The 18,984-nt window shown below is 61.2% G+C and carries 15 protein-coding genes; 8 read left to right on the top strand and 7 right to left on the bottom strand.

The genetic code is table 11. The features are described 5' to 3' along the window. The first annotated feature begins 112 nt into the window (after nucleotides 1–112). Nucleotides 113–1,051, top strand: a complete 939-nt coding sequence (locus tag HJC00_RS04490) for a carbonic anhydrase (protein WP_259672190.1) — start codon at nucleotides 113–115, stop codon at nucleotides 1,049–1,051. A gap of 597 nt (nucleotides 1,052–1,648) precedes the next feature. On the opposite strand, the gene HJC00_RS04485 is transcribed toward HJC00_RS04490, so the two are convergent. The 6 genes from HJC00_RS04485 to HJC00_RS04460 form a co-directional block, all read right to left on the bottom strand. Then, on the bottom strand, nucleotides 1,649–3,019 hold the full coding sequence (locus HJC00_RS04485; protein WP_221163678.1) for an alpha-glucosidase/alpha-galactosidase: 1,371 nt from the start codon (nucleotides 3,017–3,019) through the stop codon (nucleotides 1,649–1,651). Between the two features lie 22 nt (nucleotides 3,020–3,041). After that, entirely contained in the window at nucleotides 3,042–4,709 is a 1,668-nt protein-coding gene (locus tag HJC00_RS04480; protein WP_221163677.1) for an ABC transporter ATP-binding protein, read from the bottom strand. Between the two features lie 10 nt (nucleotides 4,710–4,719). After that, nucleotides 4,720–5,856, bottom strand: a complete 1,137-nt coding sequence (locus tag HJC00_RS04475; RefSeq protein WP_221163676.1) for an ABC transporter permease — start codon at nucleotides 5,854–5,856, stop codon at nucleotides 4,720–4,722. Between the two features lies 1 nt (nucleotide 5,857). After that, a complete protein-coding gene (locus HJC00_RS04470; protein WP_168296502.1) occupies nucleotides 5,858–6,865 on the bottom strand; it encodes an ABC transporter permease in 1,008 nt (335 codons plus the stop codon). Between the two features lie 177 nt (nucleotides 6,866–7,042). Next, entirely contained in the window at nucleotides 7,043–9,130 is a 2,088-nt protein-coding gene (locus tag HJC00_RS04465) for an ABC transporter substrate-binding protein (protein ID WP_210632566.1), read from the bottom strand. A gap of 124 nt (nucleotides 9,131–9,254) precedes the next feature. Further along, complete coding sequence (locus tag HJC00_RS04460; RefSeq protein WP_210632565.1) at nucleotides 9,255–10,721, bottom strand: alpha-glucosidase/alpha-galactosidase; 1,467 nt, start codon at nucleotides 10,719–10,721, stop codon at nucleotides 9,255–9,257. A 244-nt stretch (nucleotides 10,722–10,965) separates the two neighbouring features. Here HJC00_RS04460 and HJC00_RS04455 point away from each other — a divergent pair, with 244 nt between their 5' ends. From HJC00_RS04455 to HJC00_RS04425, 6 genes are all read left to right on the top strand, one after another. Continuing rightward, entirely contained in the window at nucleotides 10,966–11,808 is an 843-nt protein-coding gene (locus tag HJC00_RS04455; RefSeq protein ID WP_210632648.1) for an AraC family transcriptional regulator, read from the top strand. Nucleotides 11,809–12,040: 232 nt separating this feature from the next. Further along, the gene (locus HJC00_RS04450) at nucleotides 12,041–13,561 is read left to right on the top strand and encodes a mechanosensitive ion channel family protein (protein WP_221144897.1); all 1,521 of its coding nucleotides are present in this window, start codon (nucleotides 12,041–12,043) and stop codon (nucleotides 13,559–13,561) included. A 187-nt stretch (nucleotides 13,562–13,748) separates the two neighbouring features. Then, the gene (locus HJC00_RS04445) at nucleotides 13,749–14,069 is read left to right on the top strand and encodes an XRE family transcriptional regulator (protein ID WP_221163764.1); all 321 of its coding nucleotides are present in this window, start codon (nucleotides 13,749–13,751) and stop codon (nucleotides 14,067–14,069) included. Further along, nucleotides 14,070–14,330 carry a hypothetical protein gene (locus HJC00_RS04440; RefSeq protein WP_210632563.1) on the top strand — a complete coding sequence of 87 codons (261 nt, stop codon included), beginning with the start codon at nucleotides 14,070–14,072 and terminating at the stop codon, nucleotides 14,328–14,330. Nucleotides 14,331–14,341: 11 nt separating this feature from the next. Then, nucleotides 14,342–14,581, top strand: coding sequence for a hypothetical protein (locus HJC00_RS04435; protein WP_210632561.1), 240 nt, complete (start codon nucleotides 14,342–14,344; stop codon nucleotides 14,579–14,581). Nucleotides 14,582–14,849: 268 nt separating this feature from the next. Then, nucleotides 14,850–17,411 (top strand): FAD-dependent oxidoreductase, encoded by a 2,562-nt coding sequence (locus HJC00_RS04425; protein ID WP_221163675.1) that lies wholly within the window; start codon nucleotides 14,850–14,852, stop codon nucleotides 17,409–17,411. A gap of 99 nt (nucleotides 17,412–17,510) precedes the next feature. On the opposite strand, the gene HJC00_RS04420 is transcribed toward HJC00_RS04425, so the two are convergent. Continuing rightward, a complete protein-coding gene (locus tag HJC00_RS04420; protein ID WP_210632558.1) occupies nucleotides 17,511–18,248 on the bottom strand; it encodes a phosphatase PAP2 family protein in 738 nt (245 codons plus the stop codon). Nucleotides 18,249–18,428: 180 nt separating this feature from the next. Here HJC00_RS04420 and HJC00_RS04415 point away from each other — a divergent pair, with 180 nt between their 5' ends. After that, complete coding sequence (locus HJC00_RS04415) at nucleotides 18,429–18,971, top strand: hypothetical protein (RefSeq protein ID WP_221144893.1); 543 nt, start codon at nucleotides 18,429–18,431, stop codon at nucleotides 18,969–18,971. Nucleotides 18,972–18,984 lie beyond the last annotated feature (13 nt).

Here is an 18,984-nt window from a genome sequence, read left to right as displayed (position 1 = left end):
GCCTGTTTGGTCTCGCCGACGACGACAGCCGTTTCGACATTCAGGCAGTAACAGTATCGATCCACTCCTGGGTCCCCAAGTGGCCGGATCCCTGCGCAGGAGAATTGTCGACATGGCAATGGACTCCACCGAAGACCATTCGCGTGAAAACTCTGAATTGCTGGCAGAAGTGATCTATCGGTTCGCGTTTGATGCGGCACACCGGCCCCTGCCGCCGGATTCAGAGGCTGCCCGTCTGCGGCTGGAGGCTGGAAATCGGGCTTTTGCCGAACTCCTCGCCCAGTTCGGCTCATCCAATGGCACAACGTTGAGTATCGATATCGACCCACATGATGTCGGCCTCTTTCCGGGGCGTAGCGCCGCACCAGTTCAGCAGCCGTTCGCGGCTATTGTTGGTTGCGCCGACGCGCGTGTTCCGGTCGAGTTGATCTTTTCCGAGGGACCGAACGATTTGTTCGTCGTCAGGACCGCCGGCAACGGCATCGGCGACGACGTAATGGGAAGCCTGAGCTATGCGACCAGTCATCTCGGAGAGAGTCTAAGGACTATCGTGGTTCTCGGCCACAGCCGGTGCGGCGCCGTTTCTACCGCAGTCGATGTCTATCTGCAGCCGGCGAAATACATGAACATAGTGCCAATGAAGGACTTGCGGTGCATCGTGGACCGCACACTGGTCACCGTCCAGCTTGCAGCGACGTGGCTTGAGCGGGTGCACGGAATTGAGGTTATACGCCAACCGGGTTATCGAAGCGCGCTGATCGAAGTTGCGATCGTTTTGAACGCCGCTCTGACGGCCTACAGTATTCGGACGAACCTCGGGCTAACTGGCAACGAGACGGTAGACGTCGTATATGGCGTCTACCTTCTGGAGGAACGGCTCGTATGGTCACCACGCAGGGTTGATCCAAACTGGTTTGGGCTTTCGTCTGCCCCCTTCGACGCGAATGAATATGTCGTGTTGTGTGATCTGGTGGCGTCATGCCCGAGAGTACGAGCTTTACTCCTCGCTCAGGATGAAATCGACATTATCGGCAGGGAGGCGACGAAGTGAAACACGATGTTCGGCGGGTTCCGATGTAGGCACTTGAGAAGGATCTGCTCTTCAGGTCTCTCTCTCTCTTCATAGCCGTCGCCAATTTAGTGGACGGGCAGACGCATACTAGTCTAAAATCGGGATTGGCGGGGCAGGCGCCTCGCCCCTGGAGCTTTACCCTTCACGAGCGGTGCCCGCAGGTCGCAGCGACGCGGCTGATGATTTGAACCGTTCGCGTTGCTCACCCTTCAGGTTATGGTGAGCTTTGCGAACGACGAGTTACCATTGCCAGGGAAAGCGGAGCTTCTCCGCCAGCGATAACTGGTCTGGGTAAGATTAGGGAAGTTGGTTGCGGGGCAGGATTTGAACCTGCGGCCTTCAGGTTATGGCCACAGACAAATACCGATCTTCAGGTTCATAAACGTGGTGCGACTTTCACAGTAGCCTCATACCTCTCCTCCCACGCATGCCCGCAGCCAAATTCGTCACACTGCGCCGGTCCGTGGGATGCAAAGAGTTCGAGTTCCCCCTGATCGCAAAGCCTCATCTAACGCAAAAACCCCGCGGTTGTTGCACTACCGCGGGGCTCTTTGACGCCTGACCAGGGAGAGGAGGTCAGGCAGCCTTGACTTTACCCGATGTGCGGGCCCATTCGGGCAGCCAGTCGCCGTGGGCGGCGAGCAGGTCGTCGACCAGCGACCAGATCTGGTCGAGGTCGAGTTCGGCCGCCGTATGCGGGTCCATCATCGCGGCGTGGTAGATGTGCTCGCGATTTTCGGTCATCAGCGCCTGCACCGTCAGTTCCTGCACGTTGATATTGGTGCGCATCAGCGCCGTCAGTTGTGGCGGCAGCTCGCCGATGAAGGTCGGCTGGATGCCGGAGGCGTCGACGAGGCAGGGCACTTCGGCGGCGCAATTTTCCGGCAGCGAGGTGATGCAGCCATTGTTGCGCAGATTGCCGTAAATGACCGAGGGTTCGCCGGTCCAGACCGAGTTGATGATCGAGGAGGCATATTCCTTCGACGGCTTGACGTCGATCTTGTCGGCCGAGCGATAGGCCTCGGCCTGGCCCTTCCAGCGCTCGATCTGCTCGATGCAGCGCTTCGGATATTCATCGAGCGGAATGCCGAATTTCTCGATCAGGTCCTCACGGCCTTCCTTGATGAAATAGGGCGTGTATTCGGCGAAATGCTCCGAGCTTTCGGTGACGAAATAGCCGAGCCTGGTCAGCATCTCGTAGCGCACCTTGTTGGGGCAGCGCGGATTCCAGCCGGGCTTCGGCGCCCTGCCCTCGCGGTAGCCGCGCAAGAGATCGGGATAGAGGTTGCGGTAGGAGCCGTCGGGCTGGCGATGCTCGAATTTGAGATAGAAGGCCATGTGGTTGATGCCGGCGGCGCGGTAGCGGATTTCCTCGTAGGGAATGTCGAGATCGTGCGCCAGCTCCATCGCCGTGCCCTGCACCGAATGGCAGAGGCCGACCTGGCGGATGGTCGGATATTTCTCCGAGATCGCCCAGGTGTTGATCGCCATCGGGTTGACATATTGCAGCATGATCGCCTCGGGGCAGACGGCGAGCATGTCCTCGCAGACCTTCCAGAGATGCGGCACGGTGCGCAAGCCCCGCATGATGCCGCCGACGCCGAGCGTGTCGGCGATCGTCTGGCGCAGCCCGTATTTCTTCGGCACCTCGAAATCGGTGACGGTGCAGGGCTCATAGCCGCCGATCTGGAAGGCGACGACGACGAAATCGGCGCCTGAAAGCGCCTTGCGCTGGTCGGAGTAGGTCTCGGCCTTGGCCTTGACGCCGAGCGTCGAGATCAGCTTGTTGACGACGATGGCGCTTTCCTCAAGCCGCTGCGGGTTGAGATCCATCAGCGCGATCGTCGCACCCGAGAGTGCGGGACGCTGCAAAACGTCGCCGATGATGTTCTTCATGAAGACGGTGGAGCCTGCTCCGATGAAAGTGATTTTGGGATTTCCTGCCATTATAGCCTCCGGCATTCGATAATCATGCTACCTCGAAAGCGGCCTTGACGAGCCGTTCGGTGTAGGCGGTCTTGGGATTGGTGAGCACTTCGTCGACGGGCCCCTCTTCCATGATCTTGCCATGCTGCATGACGATGACGCGATGGCAGAGCGCCCGGACGACCTTGAGATCGTGGGAGATGAAGAGGTAACTCAAGCCGCGCTCGTCCTGCAGCTTGCGCAGCAGTTCGATGATCTGCGCCTGGACGGACAGGTCGAGTGCGGATGTCGGCTCGTCGAGCAGGATGAATTCCGGCTCCAGCGCGATGGCGCGTGCGATGGCGATGCGCTGGCGCTGGCCGCCGGAAAATTCATGCGGGAAACGCGACAGGATATTGCCGGGCATGCCGGCGGCAACAAGCGCCTCGCGCACCCGGTCCTGCCGTTCGGCCCTCGTAGCGCCCAGCCGGTTGACGACGAGCCCTTCCTCGATGATCTGGCCAATCGTCATGCGCGGATTGAGCGAGGAGAACGGGTCCTGGAACACCACCTGCATGCGGGCCCGCAGCGGCCGCATCTCGGCCCTGGAAAGGCCGTGGATCGGCTGACGGTCGAAATGGATCTCGCCGGCCTGCGGCGTGTTCAGCCGCAGGATCGCCTGGCCGAAGGTGGTCTTGCCGGAGCCTGATTCGCCGACGAGGCCGAGCGTCTCGTGACGACGGAGCGTCAGGCTGAGGCTATCGACGGCGACGAGCTCACGCATCTCGGGTTTCAGGAAGGTGCCGTGGCGCAGCATGAAGCCGACACGCACGCCCTTGGCGTCGAGGATGATCTCGGAGCCCTCCGGCAGCGGATTGGCTTGCCCGCGCGGCTCGGAGGCGAGCAGATGTCGGGTGTAAGGGTGCTGCGGATTGGCAAAGAGCGCCTCGGTGACGTTGTGTTCGCGGACCTCGCCATGCTGCATCACATAGACGTAATCGGAGAACTGCCGCACCACCGTCAGATCATGGGTGATGAGGATGACCGCCATTCCCAGCTCTTTCTGCAGGTTGCGGATCAGATTGAGGATCTGCGCCTGGACGGTGACGTCGAGCGCCGTCGTCGGCTCGTCGGCGATCAACACGTCGGGATCGTTGGCGAGCGCCATGGCGATCATCACGCGCTGGCGCTGGCCGCCGGAAAGCTGATGCGGATATTGCCGGAGCCTGGCAGCCGGGTCGGGGATCTGCACATGTTCGAGCAGCTCGAGGGCGCGCTTTTCCGCATCCCGCTTGCTGATCCGGCGATGGACGCGGATCGCCTCGACGATCTGGCTGCCGATCGTATAGATCGGGTTCAGCGAACTCATCGGCTCCTGGAAGATCATCGAGATGCGGTCGCCGCGCAGCTTGCGGCGCGCCCGCTCGGAGAATTTCAGGATGTTACTGCCGTCATAGGACACCGTCGATTTGGCGGAGACGACGGCGCGCTTCGACAGGAGCCCCATCACCGTGCGCGCCGTCACCGACTTGCCGGAGCCGGATTCGCCGACGATCGCGATGGTCTCGCCGCGATAGAGCTGGAAGGAGACGTCCTTGACAGCCTCGACCATGCCGTCCTCGACCTTGAAATTCACCGCCACGTTGCGGGCGTCGATGATCGGGGTTTCCGAGCGGCCGTCATGATCGTGGCGGACGGGCGGGGCGAAGGAATTGACCAGTGCAAGAGCCATATCAATCACCTCAATATGGATCGACCGCGTCGCGCAGTCCGTCGCCGAGCGCATTGAAGGCGAAGACGGTGACGAGCACGAAGCCGACGGGAGAAAGAATCCAGGGATAGGAGCCGATTACCGAATAGGTCGCCGTATCCTGCAGCATCAGCCCCCAGGAAATCAGCGGCGGCTTGACGGCAAAGCCGAGGAAACCGAGGAAGGATTCCAAGAGCACGACACTCGGTATGTGCAGCGTCACCGCGACGATGACGTGGCTCAGCACGTTCGGCAGGATATGCTGGATGATGATGCGCCGATCGGTGGCGCCGACCGCCATCGCCGCCCGGACATAATCGATGCGGGCAAGTGCCAGGGTCTTGCCGCGCACCTCGCGCGACATCTGCGCCCAGCCGAGCGCCGACATCACGACGATGACGAAGGCGAGGAAGACATTGGTCGGCGCCGTCACCGGGATCAGCGAGGTCAATGCGAGATAGAGCGGCAGCTGCGGGAAGGCGAGCACCAGTTCGACGAAGCGCTGCAGCCAGACATCGAAGGTGCCGCCGAAATAGCCGGAAACCATGCCGACCGTCGTGCCGATCAGCGTGACGATGAAGACCACTGTCAGCGCGATCATCAGCGAGATGCGCGAGCCGATGATGGCGCGCGACAGCACGTCGCGGCCAAACTTGTCGGTGCCGAGGAAATGAACCGGCTGGCCGTCAACCGAGCCGAAGAAGTGCCGGTCGGCCGGGATCAGGCCGAGCAACTTATATTCCGCACCCTTAACGAAGAAGCCGAGCAGCCGCGGATTGTCGTAGTCCATACCGACGATCGGCTGAAAGGTAACGGGATCGAGTTCCTCGGAATCCGACAGCGCATAGACACGCGGCTGGAAGACAAAATTTCCGTCCTTGGAATGGAAGCTCATCACCTGCGGCGGCGCGAAGCCGACGTCGGTCGCCTTCGGGTCCATCGGTGCGAAGAAATCGGCAAAGACCGCCATCAGAATCAAGAGCCCGACGAGCACCAGCCCGGCAACGCCGGTCCAGGAGCGCCGCAACCGGCGCCAGACGAGTGCCAGATAGCTTTCACTGCCATGCGAAGGCTTTTTGACTGCTGGTTCGGTTGTCGGAGGCGTGTCGGACGAATCGAAAGCAAGCATTTCAGGCTCCTCCGAACTGGCGTACGCGCGGATCGAGCAAGGCGAGCAGCATGTCGGCGATGATATTGCCGACGATCAGCGTCGCCGACAGCACCATCATGAAGGTGGCGGTGACATAGACGTCGCCGATCGCCATCGAGCCGACGATCGCCGGGCCGACGGTCGGCAGCGCGAAGATGATCGCGGTTTCGATCTCGCCGGTCAGCATGTAGGGCAGCACGACACCCTGATACATCACCAGCGGATGCAGCGCGTTCGGCACCGCATGGCGCATCACCACCGCGCCACCGGACAGGCCCTTCGCCTTTGCCGTCTCGACATACTGCGCATTCAGCGTATCGAGCAGATTACCGCGCATGACGCGCATGTTATAGGCGAGCCCGCCGAAGGTGGCGATCGCCACGACAGGCCAGACATGGCTGACGAGGTCGACGAATTTCGCCCAGGACCAGGGCGCTCCGCCATATTGCGGCGAGAAGAAGCTGCCGATCTCCGTTACGTTGAACTGGAAGACCAGGAGATAGACGATGATCAGCGCCATCAGGAAGCGCGGCACCGTCATACCGAGGAAGGAGACTGCCGAAAGCGTGCTGTCGATCCAGCTATATTGCCGCGTTGCCGCCCAGATGCCGAAGCCGATGCCGAGCACCGAAGCGAAGATGTGGCAGACGAGCGCCAACAGCAAGGTCCGCGGCAGGCGCTCGCCGACGACGTCGGCAACCGGCTTGTTGTAGAACATGCTGTAGCCGAAATCGCCGCGCGTTACGATGCCGCCGATCCAGTTGACGTATTGGACGACCATCGGCTTGTCGAGGCCGTGCTCGATGCGGTAGGCCTGCGCCTGCGCTTCGGCCTGGGCATAGGATGCGCCGCCCTGGTTGATCAGCTGGGATCTTATATAATCGGCGTAATCGCCGGGCGGTGCCTGGATGATCGCGAAAGTCACCACGCTCAGGATCAAGAGAACGGGGATCGCGGAGGCTATGCGCACGAGCAGGAATCGTAACATCTAACGGTTCGCTTCTCTCTGCCGCCAGTCGCTCCTTGTCAGCGCGGCCGGCTCGTTGGTCATATCAGGCCGCGCGCGGCACGCGCGGCCCGGAACTCACTTCAGCTGGGAGGGAACCCTCTAGCGCATCGCGTCAGGTGCGACGCGCTTCAGCTCTTCATCTCCGGGCCATGGGCCTCAGTTGATCGGGCCCTTGTCGCCGGGCTTGCCGGGCAGCTGCTCGGGGAACAGCTCATATTTGCCCTGCTTGTCGGCAGCCACCCACAGGCGTTCGCGGATCACCGAATCTTCGGCCCAGTTGAACATCATAATCGGCGTTCCCTGGGGCACGTTGGAGAAGCGCTTGTTGACGATCAGCGCGCCCGGATATTCCGTCAGGCCGACCGTATTGACGTGCTCCGTCGAGATCTTCTGATACTGCTTCATCAGATCGACGCGCTCGTCATTGTCCTGGCTCGTCCTGAACTTGTTGACGACGTCGACAAGCTGCGTTTCGAACGGCATCAGATCGAGCTGGTCATCCTTGCCGGCGCGGTGATGCCAGCTGGTGCGCGGACCGACAGGAGCAAGCTGCTCGGTATTCTGCACCACCGACGACAGCTCCGTCGTGTTGCGCTGGATCAGCCAGTCGAAGCGGCCGGCATAATGGGCATCGTCACGCTTGGCGCCGTCGAGCGCATTGATGACGATCTTCAGGCCGAGCTTCTCCATCTGGCCGACGACACCTTCGGCAAGACTCTTGTCGGTCGTGTACTGATTGTTGATCAGCATGACGATCTCGACATCCTTGCCGCCCGCCGTGCCGGCCGGGAAGTTCACGATGCCGTTGCCGTCAGTGTCCTTGAGGCCGGCTTTGGCGAGTTCCGCCTTGGCGCCCTTGAGATCGAAGGGATAATAGACGGTGGAGTTGCGATCGTAGAAGCTGGTGCCGGAGGAAAGTCCGCCCGGATAGATCGCCGTGAACGGCCCCTTGACCAGCGAGTCACCGATCGCCTTGCGATCCAGCGCCATGGTAACGGCCTTGCGGAAGTCCTCGTTGCGGTTGAGCTCGCGGATCGCCTGGCCGCGCTCGTCCGGGTTGCCCCAGCCATTGGCGGAGAAGTTCATCCGCAGGTTATAGCCGATCAGGCGCGGGCCAAAGGCAAGGCGGGCGGGCGCGGTCTTTTCCGCAGCGCGCTTCAGCGAGGCGACGAAGTTTTCCGGCTGCTCGAGGTTGGAGAAATCCGCGGATCCGGCCACCGCCTGAACGTCACGGTCGGCCCATGTCGAGAGCTTGTAGTGCAGCTCATTGAGATAGGGCAGCTGGTTGCCCTTTTCGTCGACCTTCCAGTAATAGGGATTGCGGCGCAGGACGATGATATCGTCAGGGCGATATTCCACCGGCACCCAGGCGCCCATCACAGGCATGTTCATGAACTCCGGCGGAAAGGCGTTCTTGAACTGGTCGTAGGTGTTCTTCGAATATTTCGGATGCTGCGGTTTGAGGATGTGCGACGGACCCGGGCAGAAGTTCGGGTAAGCCATCGTGTAGAGGTACTGCTTCGGGAAGGCTTCCTTGAAGGTCCATTCGACCGTGTAATCGTCGATCTTCTTCAGCGTCGTGCCGACACCGAAGGCCTCAGGCGAAGCGCCGCCGCCGAGCGGCGAGACGTTCGGGTCGATGACCTCGTCTTCCCAGTAGAACATGATGTCGTCGGCATTGAACGGCGCGCCGTCGGACCACTTCGCGCCTTCGATCAGGTGCATGGTCAGCTTATGGCCGTCCTCCGACCAGTCCCAGCTCTTGGCAAGGTTCGGCAGCGGCTCGGTATCCTGGGCCTTCACCTGGAAGAGCGGCGCGGTGCGCGTCAGGCATTCGGACAGGCCGATATCGATGCCGCCCCAGCCCTGCGTCTGGCCGGCGCCGTAATTCCAGCCTTCCGGCCGGCCACCGATGACATGGCGCATCGTATCGCCGTAGACGCCGATGCCGTCGGGCATATTGCCCGTCTTGAAGACCAGCGGCTCCTTCGGCAGCCGGTCCTTGACCGCCGGCAGCTTGCCGCTGGAGACGAAATTCTTGGTGACCCAGTCGGGCTCGTGATATTCGGGCAACGCCTTGAACTCCAGGATGGAGTCGCGCGCGACATAGTTGATCTTGCCTTCGGCCGGGAACTCCGGCGGCACCGGCGGGACGGTCGCCTCGGAGGCATAGGCATTCAGCGCCATGACTGAGACGCCGAGCGCCAGTCCGGCCAGAATGCTTGTTTTGCGGAAATTCATCATCGTTTCTCCCTCTGTTTCGGAGCGCGGTCACGCGGGCTCCTTTTCCTCGCACGATGTGAAAGCGGGTTTGATGTCATGGATTTCCCTCCCGGAAACCCATGACGACCCATCTTCCACGAAAAAGTCAGACGGCCTGTTTCAGCGCCGCCTTTTCCGCACGCAGTTCCTCGATCGAGCGGACGTTGCGGCGCGCAGCCCCCGCCCAGTCACGGGTCTGCACCTTGGATTTCGACAGCCGCTCCTTGGCGGTCGGCACGGCATCGGCATATTGCGGCAGCCAGCGCGCCTGGGCAACGACCATCTCGTCGACCATCTGCCAGACTTCCTCCGGCGTCGAGACGGCGCCAACCAGCGGATCGTGCAGCACGGCAAGCTTCAGGAGGTCGATATCGCCGGAGATGGCCGCGTGCACCGACATGCGCTGGACGTTGATCGAGGCGATGCAGGTGGCAGCACAGGCTTCCGGCAAGGTGACGCCGGAGACCATGTTGATGCCGAAGCGATCGACGAAGCCGGGCGATTCGATGATCGCATCGGATGGCAGGTTGGTGATGACGCCATTGTTCTTGACGTTGAAATGGCCGCGATAGACCCGGTTCGTTTCCAGTCCCTCCAGGATGTGGCTGGCATGTTCGTTCGAGCGCCTGGCCGGATCGATCGGCCTGGAGGCGGATTCGAGGAACTGCGGGAATTCCGTCTCGAACCAGTTGCGGGTTTCCGTCGAGTGCCGGAGGTAGCCGCCGGTCTCGCCATGGATCCAGTCGGACATGTCGATCCAGCGGGTGATTTCCTCCGGCCGCTTGCGGTACCAGGGCAGATATTCCGACAGGTGGCCGTTGCTTTCGGTGGAATAAACGCCGAACCGCTTCAGCACGTCGATGCGCAATTTCTCCTGCTGCGAATAGACGGGATGCGCCTCGAAGGCGGCGACCAGCTCGTCCTTGCCGATCCTGCGGCCGTTGAGGCGCAGGTCGATGAACCAGGTCTGATGGTTGATGCCGGAGCAGATGTAATCGAGCTCGCGCACCGACGTGGCGCCGAGCACCTCGGCGATCTGTTCGGCGCCGTGCTGCACGCCGTGGCAGAGGCCGACAGTGTCGACCTTGCCATATTCGATCGCCGCCCAGGTGTTCATCGCCATCGGATTGGCGTAGTTGAGGAACTTGGCGCCCGGCTCGGCGACTTCTCTTATATCCTTGCAGAAGTCGAGGATGACGGGAATGTTGCGCTGGCCATAAAGGATGCCGCCGGCGCAGATCGTATCGCCGACGCACTGGTCGATGCCGTATTTCAGCGGGATCCTGATATCGTCGGCATAGGCTTCGAGACCGCCGACCCGCACGCAGCTGATGATGTAACGCGCGCCTTCCAGCGCCTTGCGGCGGTCGGTCGTCGCCGTCACCTTGGTCGGCAGCTTGTTCGCCTCGACGACCCGGTCGAGGATCGCCTTGATCATCTCGAGGTTATGTTCGCTGATATCGGTGAGCGCGAATTCGATGTCGCGAAACTCAGGAACGCACAATATGTCGGTGAACAGCTTCTTGGTGAAACCGACGCTGCCCGCACCGATGATAGCGATTTTGAAACTCATGATCTTCACCTCGACCCAATCGAATGCTAGAGAAAAGATTGATATGGAGGAACAGACCGCATGCCGGCACATGTGGTTGAAAAAGCCGTAAAACTGCCTGTTTTCCTCCCGACCGATCGATCGGCCGTGCTCTCTTCCTTCTTGTCGAGCGGGATTATGCCCGAATTCGGCAGGCCGACCAGAGAAGGATTATGCTTTCAGGGGTAATTTTGTGCTGCAGGATTTAATCGCCAACGGACAGTCGATGAGGACGGTCTCGCTACCCCGCGGCCGTCAGCGGTTGCACGCGATGCCGACCAGCGCCGGTTACGAGGTGCGCGAGAACGAAACCTATGATTGGGACGGCCGCAGACGCGGCCAGACGCCGTTCACCGTGCTGCAGCACACGATCAGCGGCAGCGGCCGGCTGCGCTACCAGAACCGCAACTATCGCCTTCAGGGCGGCGACACGCTCCTCGTGCTCGTGCCGCACAATCACCGCTACTGGCTGGAGAAGGGCGACCGTTGGGAGTATTTCTGGATTTCGATGAACGGCGAGGAAACGCTGCGCATCCACAAGCTGGTACTTTCCACTGCCGGTCCGGTCTTGAAACTGCAGCCCTCGACCATCGATCATCTCGCCGATTGCAGCCTCCGTCTCGTCAAGGGCGCGACCTCGGCGGGAGCGGCCTCGGCGATCGCCTATGAAGCCGCGATGGCGCTCTATGACGACGTCTTCGGCTCGCCGGCCTTTGCCGCCGAGCTCAGCCTGATGCAGCCTGTCATCGATCATATCAACGCCAATCTCGACAAACCGCTGCCGGTCAGCGAACTCGCCGGCATCGTCGGCCTCAGCCGCGCGCATTTCTCCCGCAGCTTCGCCGAGAGCGAAGGCATGCCGCCGGCGGAATACGTGCTGCAGCAGCGGCTGCAGCGCGCCGTCAAGCTTTTGACCAAGGCAGACTTCCTGCCGGTCAAGGAAGTTGCCATCATGTGCGGCTTCGAGGACGCAAACTATTTCTCGAAGGTCTTCCGCCGCGTCTACGGCACCAATCCGACCGAATTCCGCACGACCGGCATGTATGCCAGCATCGGCAAGCTTCGCTGAGCGCCTGATCACCCGAAAGGCGCAACGCGAAATCCATGGCTAGGTGGCGGTTTGACATCGCTTGAACGAACGGCAATGTTGCTTTTCCGGACCTCCGGTCGCCTGCCCGGCGGACGTCGCGAGGAATGGAATTTTCTCAAGGACTATTCGATGACAGCGACGAAGGTTCTTCGACCGGTCATTGCCATAGCGGTTCTGGCCGCACTCAGCCTTCTCTCGCGAGTCGATTTCAATGCTTGACAATCCCACTTGGCCCGACGTGCTTTCCGATCCCATCGTCCAGGTCGGAATGCTGGCCGTGGTCGGCGCGATGGTTACCCGAATTGCCCTTCGCCGCTTCCCGAGCTGGAAGCTGGCCGGTCAGGTGTTCTTCTTCGCGGCGCTGACCATCCTGCTTCTCTATCACGATATCGTGCCCTATGAGGTCAGCCCGACATCGTCGTCCACCTTCGAACGTGTCTTCATCGGCCTTGCCAAGGTGGTCTGGTGGATCAATGCCGCCTGGGCCTTGATCGGCTTCGTTCGTGTCTTCTTGATCTTCGAACGTCAACCGCGGGAGGGGCGCCTCGTTCAGGATCTGGTTATCGGCCTGATCTATCTCGGCGCGATCCTTTCGGTGGTAGCCTATGTCTTCAGCTTTCCCGTCGGGACGCTGATCGCCACCTCGGGCGTCTTCGCCATCATCCTCGGCCTGGCGCTGCAGAGCACGCTGAACGACGTCTTTTCAGGCATCGCCCTCAATCTCGGCCGGCCTTACACAATCGGCGATTGGATCGTCCTCACCGACGGCGTCGAAGGGCGTGTCGTCGAAACCAACTGGCGTTCCACGCATCTCCTGAACGGCACGAACGACCTCGTCATCCTGCCCAACAGCTTCCTTGCCAAGGTGGGGCTGACCAACCTCAGCAGCCCCGACCGCAGCCACGGTGTCATGCTGACGGTCCGCGTCGTACCGACGGCGGGGCCATCGACGATCGTCGAGGTCATGCGCACCGTGCTTTTGAGCAGCGGCTCTATCCTGACGGAACCAATGCCCGGCGTACAGGTCAAATCGCTCAATGCCGATGCGGTGGAGGTTGAGCTTTCTTTTCGCGTCAGGGATATTGGCCACGCTGGGCCGGCGAAGAATGAGATATTCGATCTCGTCTATCGCCACATCAAGGCTGCCGGCCTCACCCTGACGCGGCCGATCGATGCCGCGGGCCCGCCGCCCGACCGGATGCAGCCGGAAGAAATGGCAGGGCCGCATCGTCCGACGCCGCTGAAGCTCCTCGATGCCATCCCCCTGTTTTCCTCGTTGACGGAGGACGAGAAGGAAACGCTGGCCGCCTCGATGACGCGGCGGACCTTCAAGAAGGATGCGATTCTGATTGAACAGGGGGATACGGTGGCTTCGCTGATGATCGTGCGCAGCGGCGCCGTCATCGCGACGCGGAAGGAGGGCCAAAAGGAAATCGAAGTCGGACGATTGGCACCGGGCGACTATTTCGGCGAGAGCGGACTGCTGATCGGCGCCGGCGAAGCGGCAAGGCTGCGCGCCCTTACCTTCGTGGTCATTTACGAAATTGCGCAGACCAGTCTGACACCGCTGCTGCACGACCGGCCCGGCATCGCCGAGGAGCTCGCCGCCACGCTGTCCCGCCGCATAGAGACCGGCCAGCATTCATTCGTGACCGAAGGCACAACGTTGAACGGCAGCTCGATGACCTCGTTGCTTATGCGAATCCGCCACCTGTTCCAGGTGCCGCAATAGCGGTCAATGCCAGCCGAGACGATTGTCGGTGCGGAAGCTTCGGCGACTTTCGGCTCGTCCATCATAATGACGCGCAACCGCAACCGGCATAGACTGACAGTGAGCCTCGCTTGCTTTCTTCTGCTGCGGTTACATCTTTGTATTGCTGACCCAGAGCAAGAATCGAATTTCGATGCAAGGTAGTGATTTGTATCTATCTCCAGCCCAGTGCCGCGCCGCGCGGGCACTCATCGCGTGGTCTGAGGACGACCTGTCTTCAGCTTCGAAGATCGACAAGGCGACGATTGCCGGTTTCGAGGCGGGAGCGCATCTCCCTGATGAGAAAACTCTCCAGGCCATGAGGCGCAGCCTGGAAGATGCAGGCGCGTTGTTTATCCCGGAAGATGGCGGCGGCGCCGGCGTTCGCTTGGCAAGATCGCCATCGGCTTCTATAGACACGGACGAGACTGAGACGGTCCAATATGAAGAGCATCTCAAAAACGACGCCCCTCCCGGCGCTGGCGGTTGAATGGCAAAGAAACAGAAGCTTGAGCACTCCGAATTGGCGGGGGAATTTACCGATGACGGGGTTACGGTGCTCGTCGATATCTTTCGAACCGCCGGCAGCAACGGAGACTGGACGATGGAAGTCGTCACCCAGGCGGAGGATCTGATCCAGTGGGACGAGCCGTTCGCGACCGACCGTGAAGCCTTCGACGAATTCCTGGCGGTCGTGGCGCGGGACGGCATTCGATCCTTCCTCGACGATGAAGAGCCTTCCGTGCATTGAGGGACAGTCCCGTGAAAAGCATCAATGATCTCGTCGCCTCGGCGAAAACCGTCTGCGAGCGATATCGGGCCGGACGGATGGAGCGCGAGACCGTGCGCGAGTGGGTTCTCCGGCTGGGCGCCTATCCCTCGCCGCACGGGGATCGCGTGCGCGAAGCGGCCGAATGGTTCCGACTGCACAATCGCGAACCTGTTTCCGAAGATATCGTGCTGGGGGACATCGACCGGCTCGAGGCGATTTCAGCGTCGTGATCCGGGCGTGCGAGCTCTATCGGGAATAATTTCAGCCTCGATCCGGGCTGACGCAATTACGCCGTTACTCGACGGCGTAGGACCAATGACGATTGTGAGCCTTATGCATAATGGCTTATCCAGCTTCGAGAGGGAGAGGTCTGGGGTTTTGCAGCTTCGGCAAATGTGACACGCTCACGAGGCTGACATGACTCCTGCATCTCACGCGAAGCGTAAGCCAAGCGCGGCTAGGTGGTTTTAATTCGTGCGGAAATAGAAGGAACAGCACGTGGCAGCATTTCCGGAAAAGGCAAAGGTCGTCATCATCGGGCTCGGCGGCATCGTCGGCGCCTCCATCGCTCATCATCTCGTCGAGCGCGGATGGGACGACATCGTCGGCATCGACAAGTCGGGCATACCGACCGACATCGGCTCGACAGCCCATGCCTCGGACTTCTGTTACACCACCAGCCACGACTATCTGTCGGTCTGGACCACGCAATATTCGATCGATTTCTATGAGAAAATGGGCCATTACGCCCGCATCGGCGGCCTCGAAGTGGCGCGTACCGGCGACCATGCCTGGATGGAGGAAATCAAGCGCAAGCTTTCCTCGGCCCGCGCCTTCGGCACACGCGCCCATTATGTCAGCCCTGCCGAGATCAAGAAGAAGTTCCCGCTGATCGAGGAAGATCAGGTGATGGGCGGCCTCTTCGATCCGGATGCCGGCCTCGTCATTCCGCGCTCGCAGACCGTTGCCGGCAAACTGGTCGACGCCGCCGAAAAGGCCGGCAAGCTGCAGGTCTTCGGCAATACCCCGGCGAAGTCGCTGATCGTCGAAGGCGGCCGCATCAAGGGCGTCGTCACCCATCGCGGCACCATCATGGCCGACCACGTCATCGTCTGCGCCGGCCTCTGGGGACGCCTGATCGCCGAGATGGTCGGCGAAGACCTGCCGGTCATGCCGGTCGATCACCCGCTGACCTTCTTCGGTCCCTATAACGAGTTCGAAGGCACCGGCAAGGAGATCGGCTTCCCGCTGCTGCGCGACCAGGGCAACTCCGCCTATATGCGCGATACCGGCGACCCGGCGACGACCGAAGGCGGCCAGATTGAGTGGGGCTATTACGAAGCCAACAATCCGCGCATGTGCCATCCGCGCGAGCTTCTCGAAAAACACGAAGCCCGCCTTTCGCCGTCGCAGCGCGATCTCGAGATGGAACAGATCATCGAGCCGCTCGAGCGCGCCATGGAACTGACGCCGATCCTCGGCGAACTCGGTTATAACGAAGGCCATTCCTTCAACGGTCTGCTGCAGGTTTCCGCCGCCGGCGGTCCATCCTGCGGCGAGAGCCAGAAGGTGCGCGGCCTCTGGTATTGCGTCGCCATCTGGGTCAAGGATGGCCCCGGCTATGGCAAGCTGATCGCCGACTGGATGACCGACGGTCGGACCGAAATCGACCACAACAGCATTGATTACGCCCGCTTCTATCCGCATCAGCTGACGGAAGAGTTCATTGAAGGCCGCTGCTTCGAAGCCGCCCAGAAGATCTATTTCCCGGCTGTCCACACCCGCGAACCCTATGCCTCCGGCCGCAACGTCAAGCGCTCGCCCTTCTACGAGCGCGAAAAGGAGCTGGGCGGCTACTTCATGGAGCTCGGCGGCTGGGAGCGTGCGCACGGCTACGCCGCCAACGAGCACCTTCTGGAAAAATACGGTGACCGCGTGCCGGTTCGCGAGAACGAATGGGACAGCCGCCATTTCTGGCGCGTCTCGAATGCCGAGCATCTGGCGATGAGCGAGGATTGCGGCATCGTCAATCTCAGCCACTTCCACATGGTCGATATCGAAGGACCCGACCATGTCGAACTGATGGAATGGCTGTGCGCTGCCAAGATCGGCGGCGATGCCAACATCGGCAAGGGCGTCTACACCCATTTCCTCGACGACGAAGGCATGGTGCGCGCCGACTTCACCGTCTTCCGCATGGCCGACCGCTGCCGTCTCGTCAACGGCGCCGATGCCGGCCCGCGCGACCTGCACTATATGAAGCGCGTCGCTCAAGACCGCGGCCTTGACGTGACCGTCACCGACGTCTCGGAAAAATTCGTGACGATCGGCATCTGGGGTCCGAACGCGCGCGAGACGCTGAAGAAGGTCGTGGCCGATCCGGCCGGGCTCGATCAGGAAAACTTCGCCTTTGCGGCGATCAAGCCGATCGAAATATCAGGCAAGACCGTCACCGCCTTCCGCATCTCCTATGTCGGCGAGCAGGGCTGGGAACTGCACATGAAGTACGAGGACGGCCTCGCCGTCTGGGATGCGCTGCGCTCGACCGGCGTGATGGCCTTCGGCGTCGAGACCTATGCGAATTCGCGCCGCATGGAGAAGAGCCTGCGCCTGCAGAACGCCGACCTGCTGACCCAGTACAATCTGATCGAAGCCGATCTCGCCCGACCTAAGGTCAAGGAAGCCGATTTCCGCGGCAAGGCAAAACATCTGGAATACAAGGCGCGCGAGCACCAGCCGGCCATGCTGTGCACGCTCGTGATGACCGAGAATACCGACAAGACAGGCGTGAAGCGTTATCCTCTCGGCAACCTGCCGGTTATCGATCCCGCCACTGGAGAGGTTCTGGTCGACGAACTCGGCCGCCGGTCCTACACGACCTCGATCGCCTACGGACCGACGGTCGGCAAGAACATTGCTTTGGCCTATCTGCCGTGGTCGCATTGCCAGGTCGGACGCAAGCTCAATATCGAGTATTTTGCCGAGAGCTACCCGGTGGAGGTTGTCGGCGTCGGATACAAGCCGATCTACGACCCGGAAAATCTGAAGCCGCGCACCTAAAGCGGTTCAGCTTTCAACGAAAGCGGCAGAACCTAAGCCCTCAAGCACCTGTGGCGCCGCCAGCACGGCGCCACATTCATGCGGTTGAGCCGCATTGAGCTATGTGTTGTCTCCATTTGCAGTCTCGACGCCATCGTCAGGCGCACGGCTCGGGACGAACCTCTTCGAGATCAGCCAGCAGCCGAGCGCCCACAGTGCCCCGGCACACCATCCAGCAAAAACATCCGTGGGGTAATGGACGCCGAGATAGATCCGGCTGAACCCGATGATGACGGCGAGGAAGACGCCGACGCCCATGACGAAGATCCGCGTCGAGCGGTACCGCTGGGTGCGCGCCACCAGCGCCCCGAGCGTCAGATAGGTCACCGCCGAGACCATGGCGTGCCCGGAGGGAAAGCTGAGATCGCTGACCTCGATCAGATGCGGCACGACATCCGGACGCGGCCGCGCGACGAGGATCTTCAACAGCGTGCTCGCCAGCCAGCCCGATAGCACAGACGAAAAGACGAAGATCGCGATCGGCCAGCGCCGATCGAGCAAGAGATAGACGGTGATGAGAACCGTCAGCAGCGCCAGGACGGTGATGCCGCCGAGGCTGGTGATGTCGTCGACAGCGTGGGTCAGCCAGGCCGGACCGATCGGCACGGCAAGATCATCCGCCCGCCGCAGCGCCAGCAGAATCGCCTGGTCGAAACCAAAGGTCTCGCCCTCGAGTACCTCGCTCGTCAGCCGCTGCAGCACGAACAGCCCGCCGGCGACCGATGCCAGCATGATCAGGGTCAGTGGCTCATAGGCGTTGAGCCTCGCCAGGAAACCGCTTCGTCGAACCTCCGTCATGCCTGCCGTCGAGCTCCCTTCGCATCATGTCCTCACCTGCCAAATCGGCAAGGCGAGGCGAAAATTCAAGACCTTGCGGCCGTCGAGGAGCCGCTCGCCGCCTGGTTTCCAAACCGTCGGTAGCAAAAGCTCAACCTTCTTTTGCTATGGCTGAAGCCGATTGGCCTGGAGGTTTCGGCGATGAAAATTCTGACCGCGATGGTTCTGCTGGCATCCGCCCTGCAGCCGGCTTCCGCCTCCGGCGAGACCGAATGGATGGGCGGCGCAAGACAATGGTCGGTGGGCTATGCCAACGAACAGCCTGCCTACTGCCGCCTGCGCTGGGACAGCGAGATCGGCAAGACCATGGAATTCCGCCAGAGCGCGAGCGAGACCTTCTGGCTCGTTGCCAAGACTACATGGGACATTCCAGCCGATACCAAAACCGAGGTGACGCTCACCGATCGCCAAGTGACGAAGGTGGTCGCGGCCGAGTTTTTCGACAAGAATACGCTTCGCCTCTGGCCAGTGGGCAGCAAGGGAAGCGCTGGACTGAAGAAGATCATCAAGAATTCGTTTGCCGGAACCCCTGATGTGCAGCTGACCTTTGCCGGCGACGAGGGCGACTGGACGCTGCCACTCTCGCGGGTAGACCAGCTCTACCCCACCTTCGCCCAATGCCTCAAACGCCTCGAGGCTGGCGGAAAGCTGAAGCAGGATTCCGACACCAGCAAGCCGTTCTGACGGTCAGCCCGAT

It is taken from the genome of Rhizobium sp. NLR22b (assembly GCF_019685295.1).
GTDB lineage: Bacteria > Pseudomonadota > Alphaproteobacteria > Rhizobiales > Rhizobiaceae > Rhizobium.
Note: the sequence above shows the minus strand (reverse complement) of the source record. Positions and strands in the feature narration are given on the sequence as shown.

Coding starts and splice junctions, on each gene's coding strand:
- HJC00_RS04490 (WP_259672190.1), top strand. CDS start 113: ATGGCAATGGACTCCACCGAAGACCATTCGCGTGAAAACTCTGAATTG.
- HJC00_RS04485 (WP_221163678.1), bottom strand. CDS start 3,019: ATGGCAGGAAATCCCAAAATCACTTTCATCGGAGCAGGCTCCACCGTC.
- HJC00_RS04480 (WP_221163677.1), bottom strand. CDS start 4,709: ATGGCTCTTGCACTGGTCAATTCCTTCGCCCCGCCCGTCCGCCACGAT.
- HJC00_RS04475 (WP_221163676.1), bottom strand. CDS start 5,856: ATGCTTGCTTTCGATTCGTCCGACACGCCTCCGACAACCGAACCAGCA.
- HJC00_RS04470 (WP_168296502.1), bottom strand. CDS start 6,865: ATGTTACGATTCCTGCTCGTGCGCATAGCCTCCGCGATCCCCGTTCTC.
- HJC00_RS04465 (WP_210632566.1), bottom strand. CDS start 9,130: ATGATGAATTTCCGCAAAACAAGCATTCTGGCCGGACTGGCGCTCGGC.
- HJC00_RS04460 (WP_210632565.1), bottom strand. CDS start 10,721: ATGAGTTTCAAAATCGCTATCATCGGTGCGGGCAGCGTCGGTTTCACC.
- HJC00_RS04455 (WP_210632648.1), top strand. CDS start 10,966: ATGAGGACGGTCTCGCTACCCCGCGGCCGTCAGCGGTTGCACGCGATG.
- HJC00_RS04450 (WP_221144897.1), top strand. CDS start 12,041: ATGCTTGACAATCCCACTTGGCCCGACGTGCTTTCCGATCCCATCGTC.
- HJC00_RS04440 (WP_210632563.1), top strand. CDS start 14,070: ATGGCAAAGAAACAGAAGCTTGAGCACTCCGAATTGGCGGGGGAATTT.
- HJC00_RS04420 (WP_210632558.1), bottom strand. CDS start 18,248: ATGACGGAGGTTCGACGAAGCGGTTTCCTGGCGAGGCTCAACGCCTAT.
- HJC00_RS04415 (WP_221144893.1), top strand. CDS start 18,429: ATGAAAATTCTGACCGCGATGGTTCTGCTGGCATCCGCCCTGCAGCCG.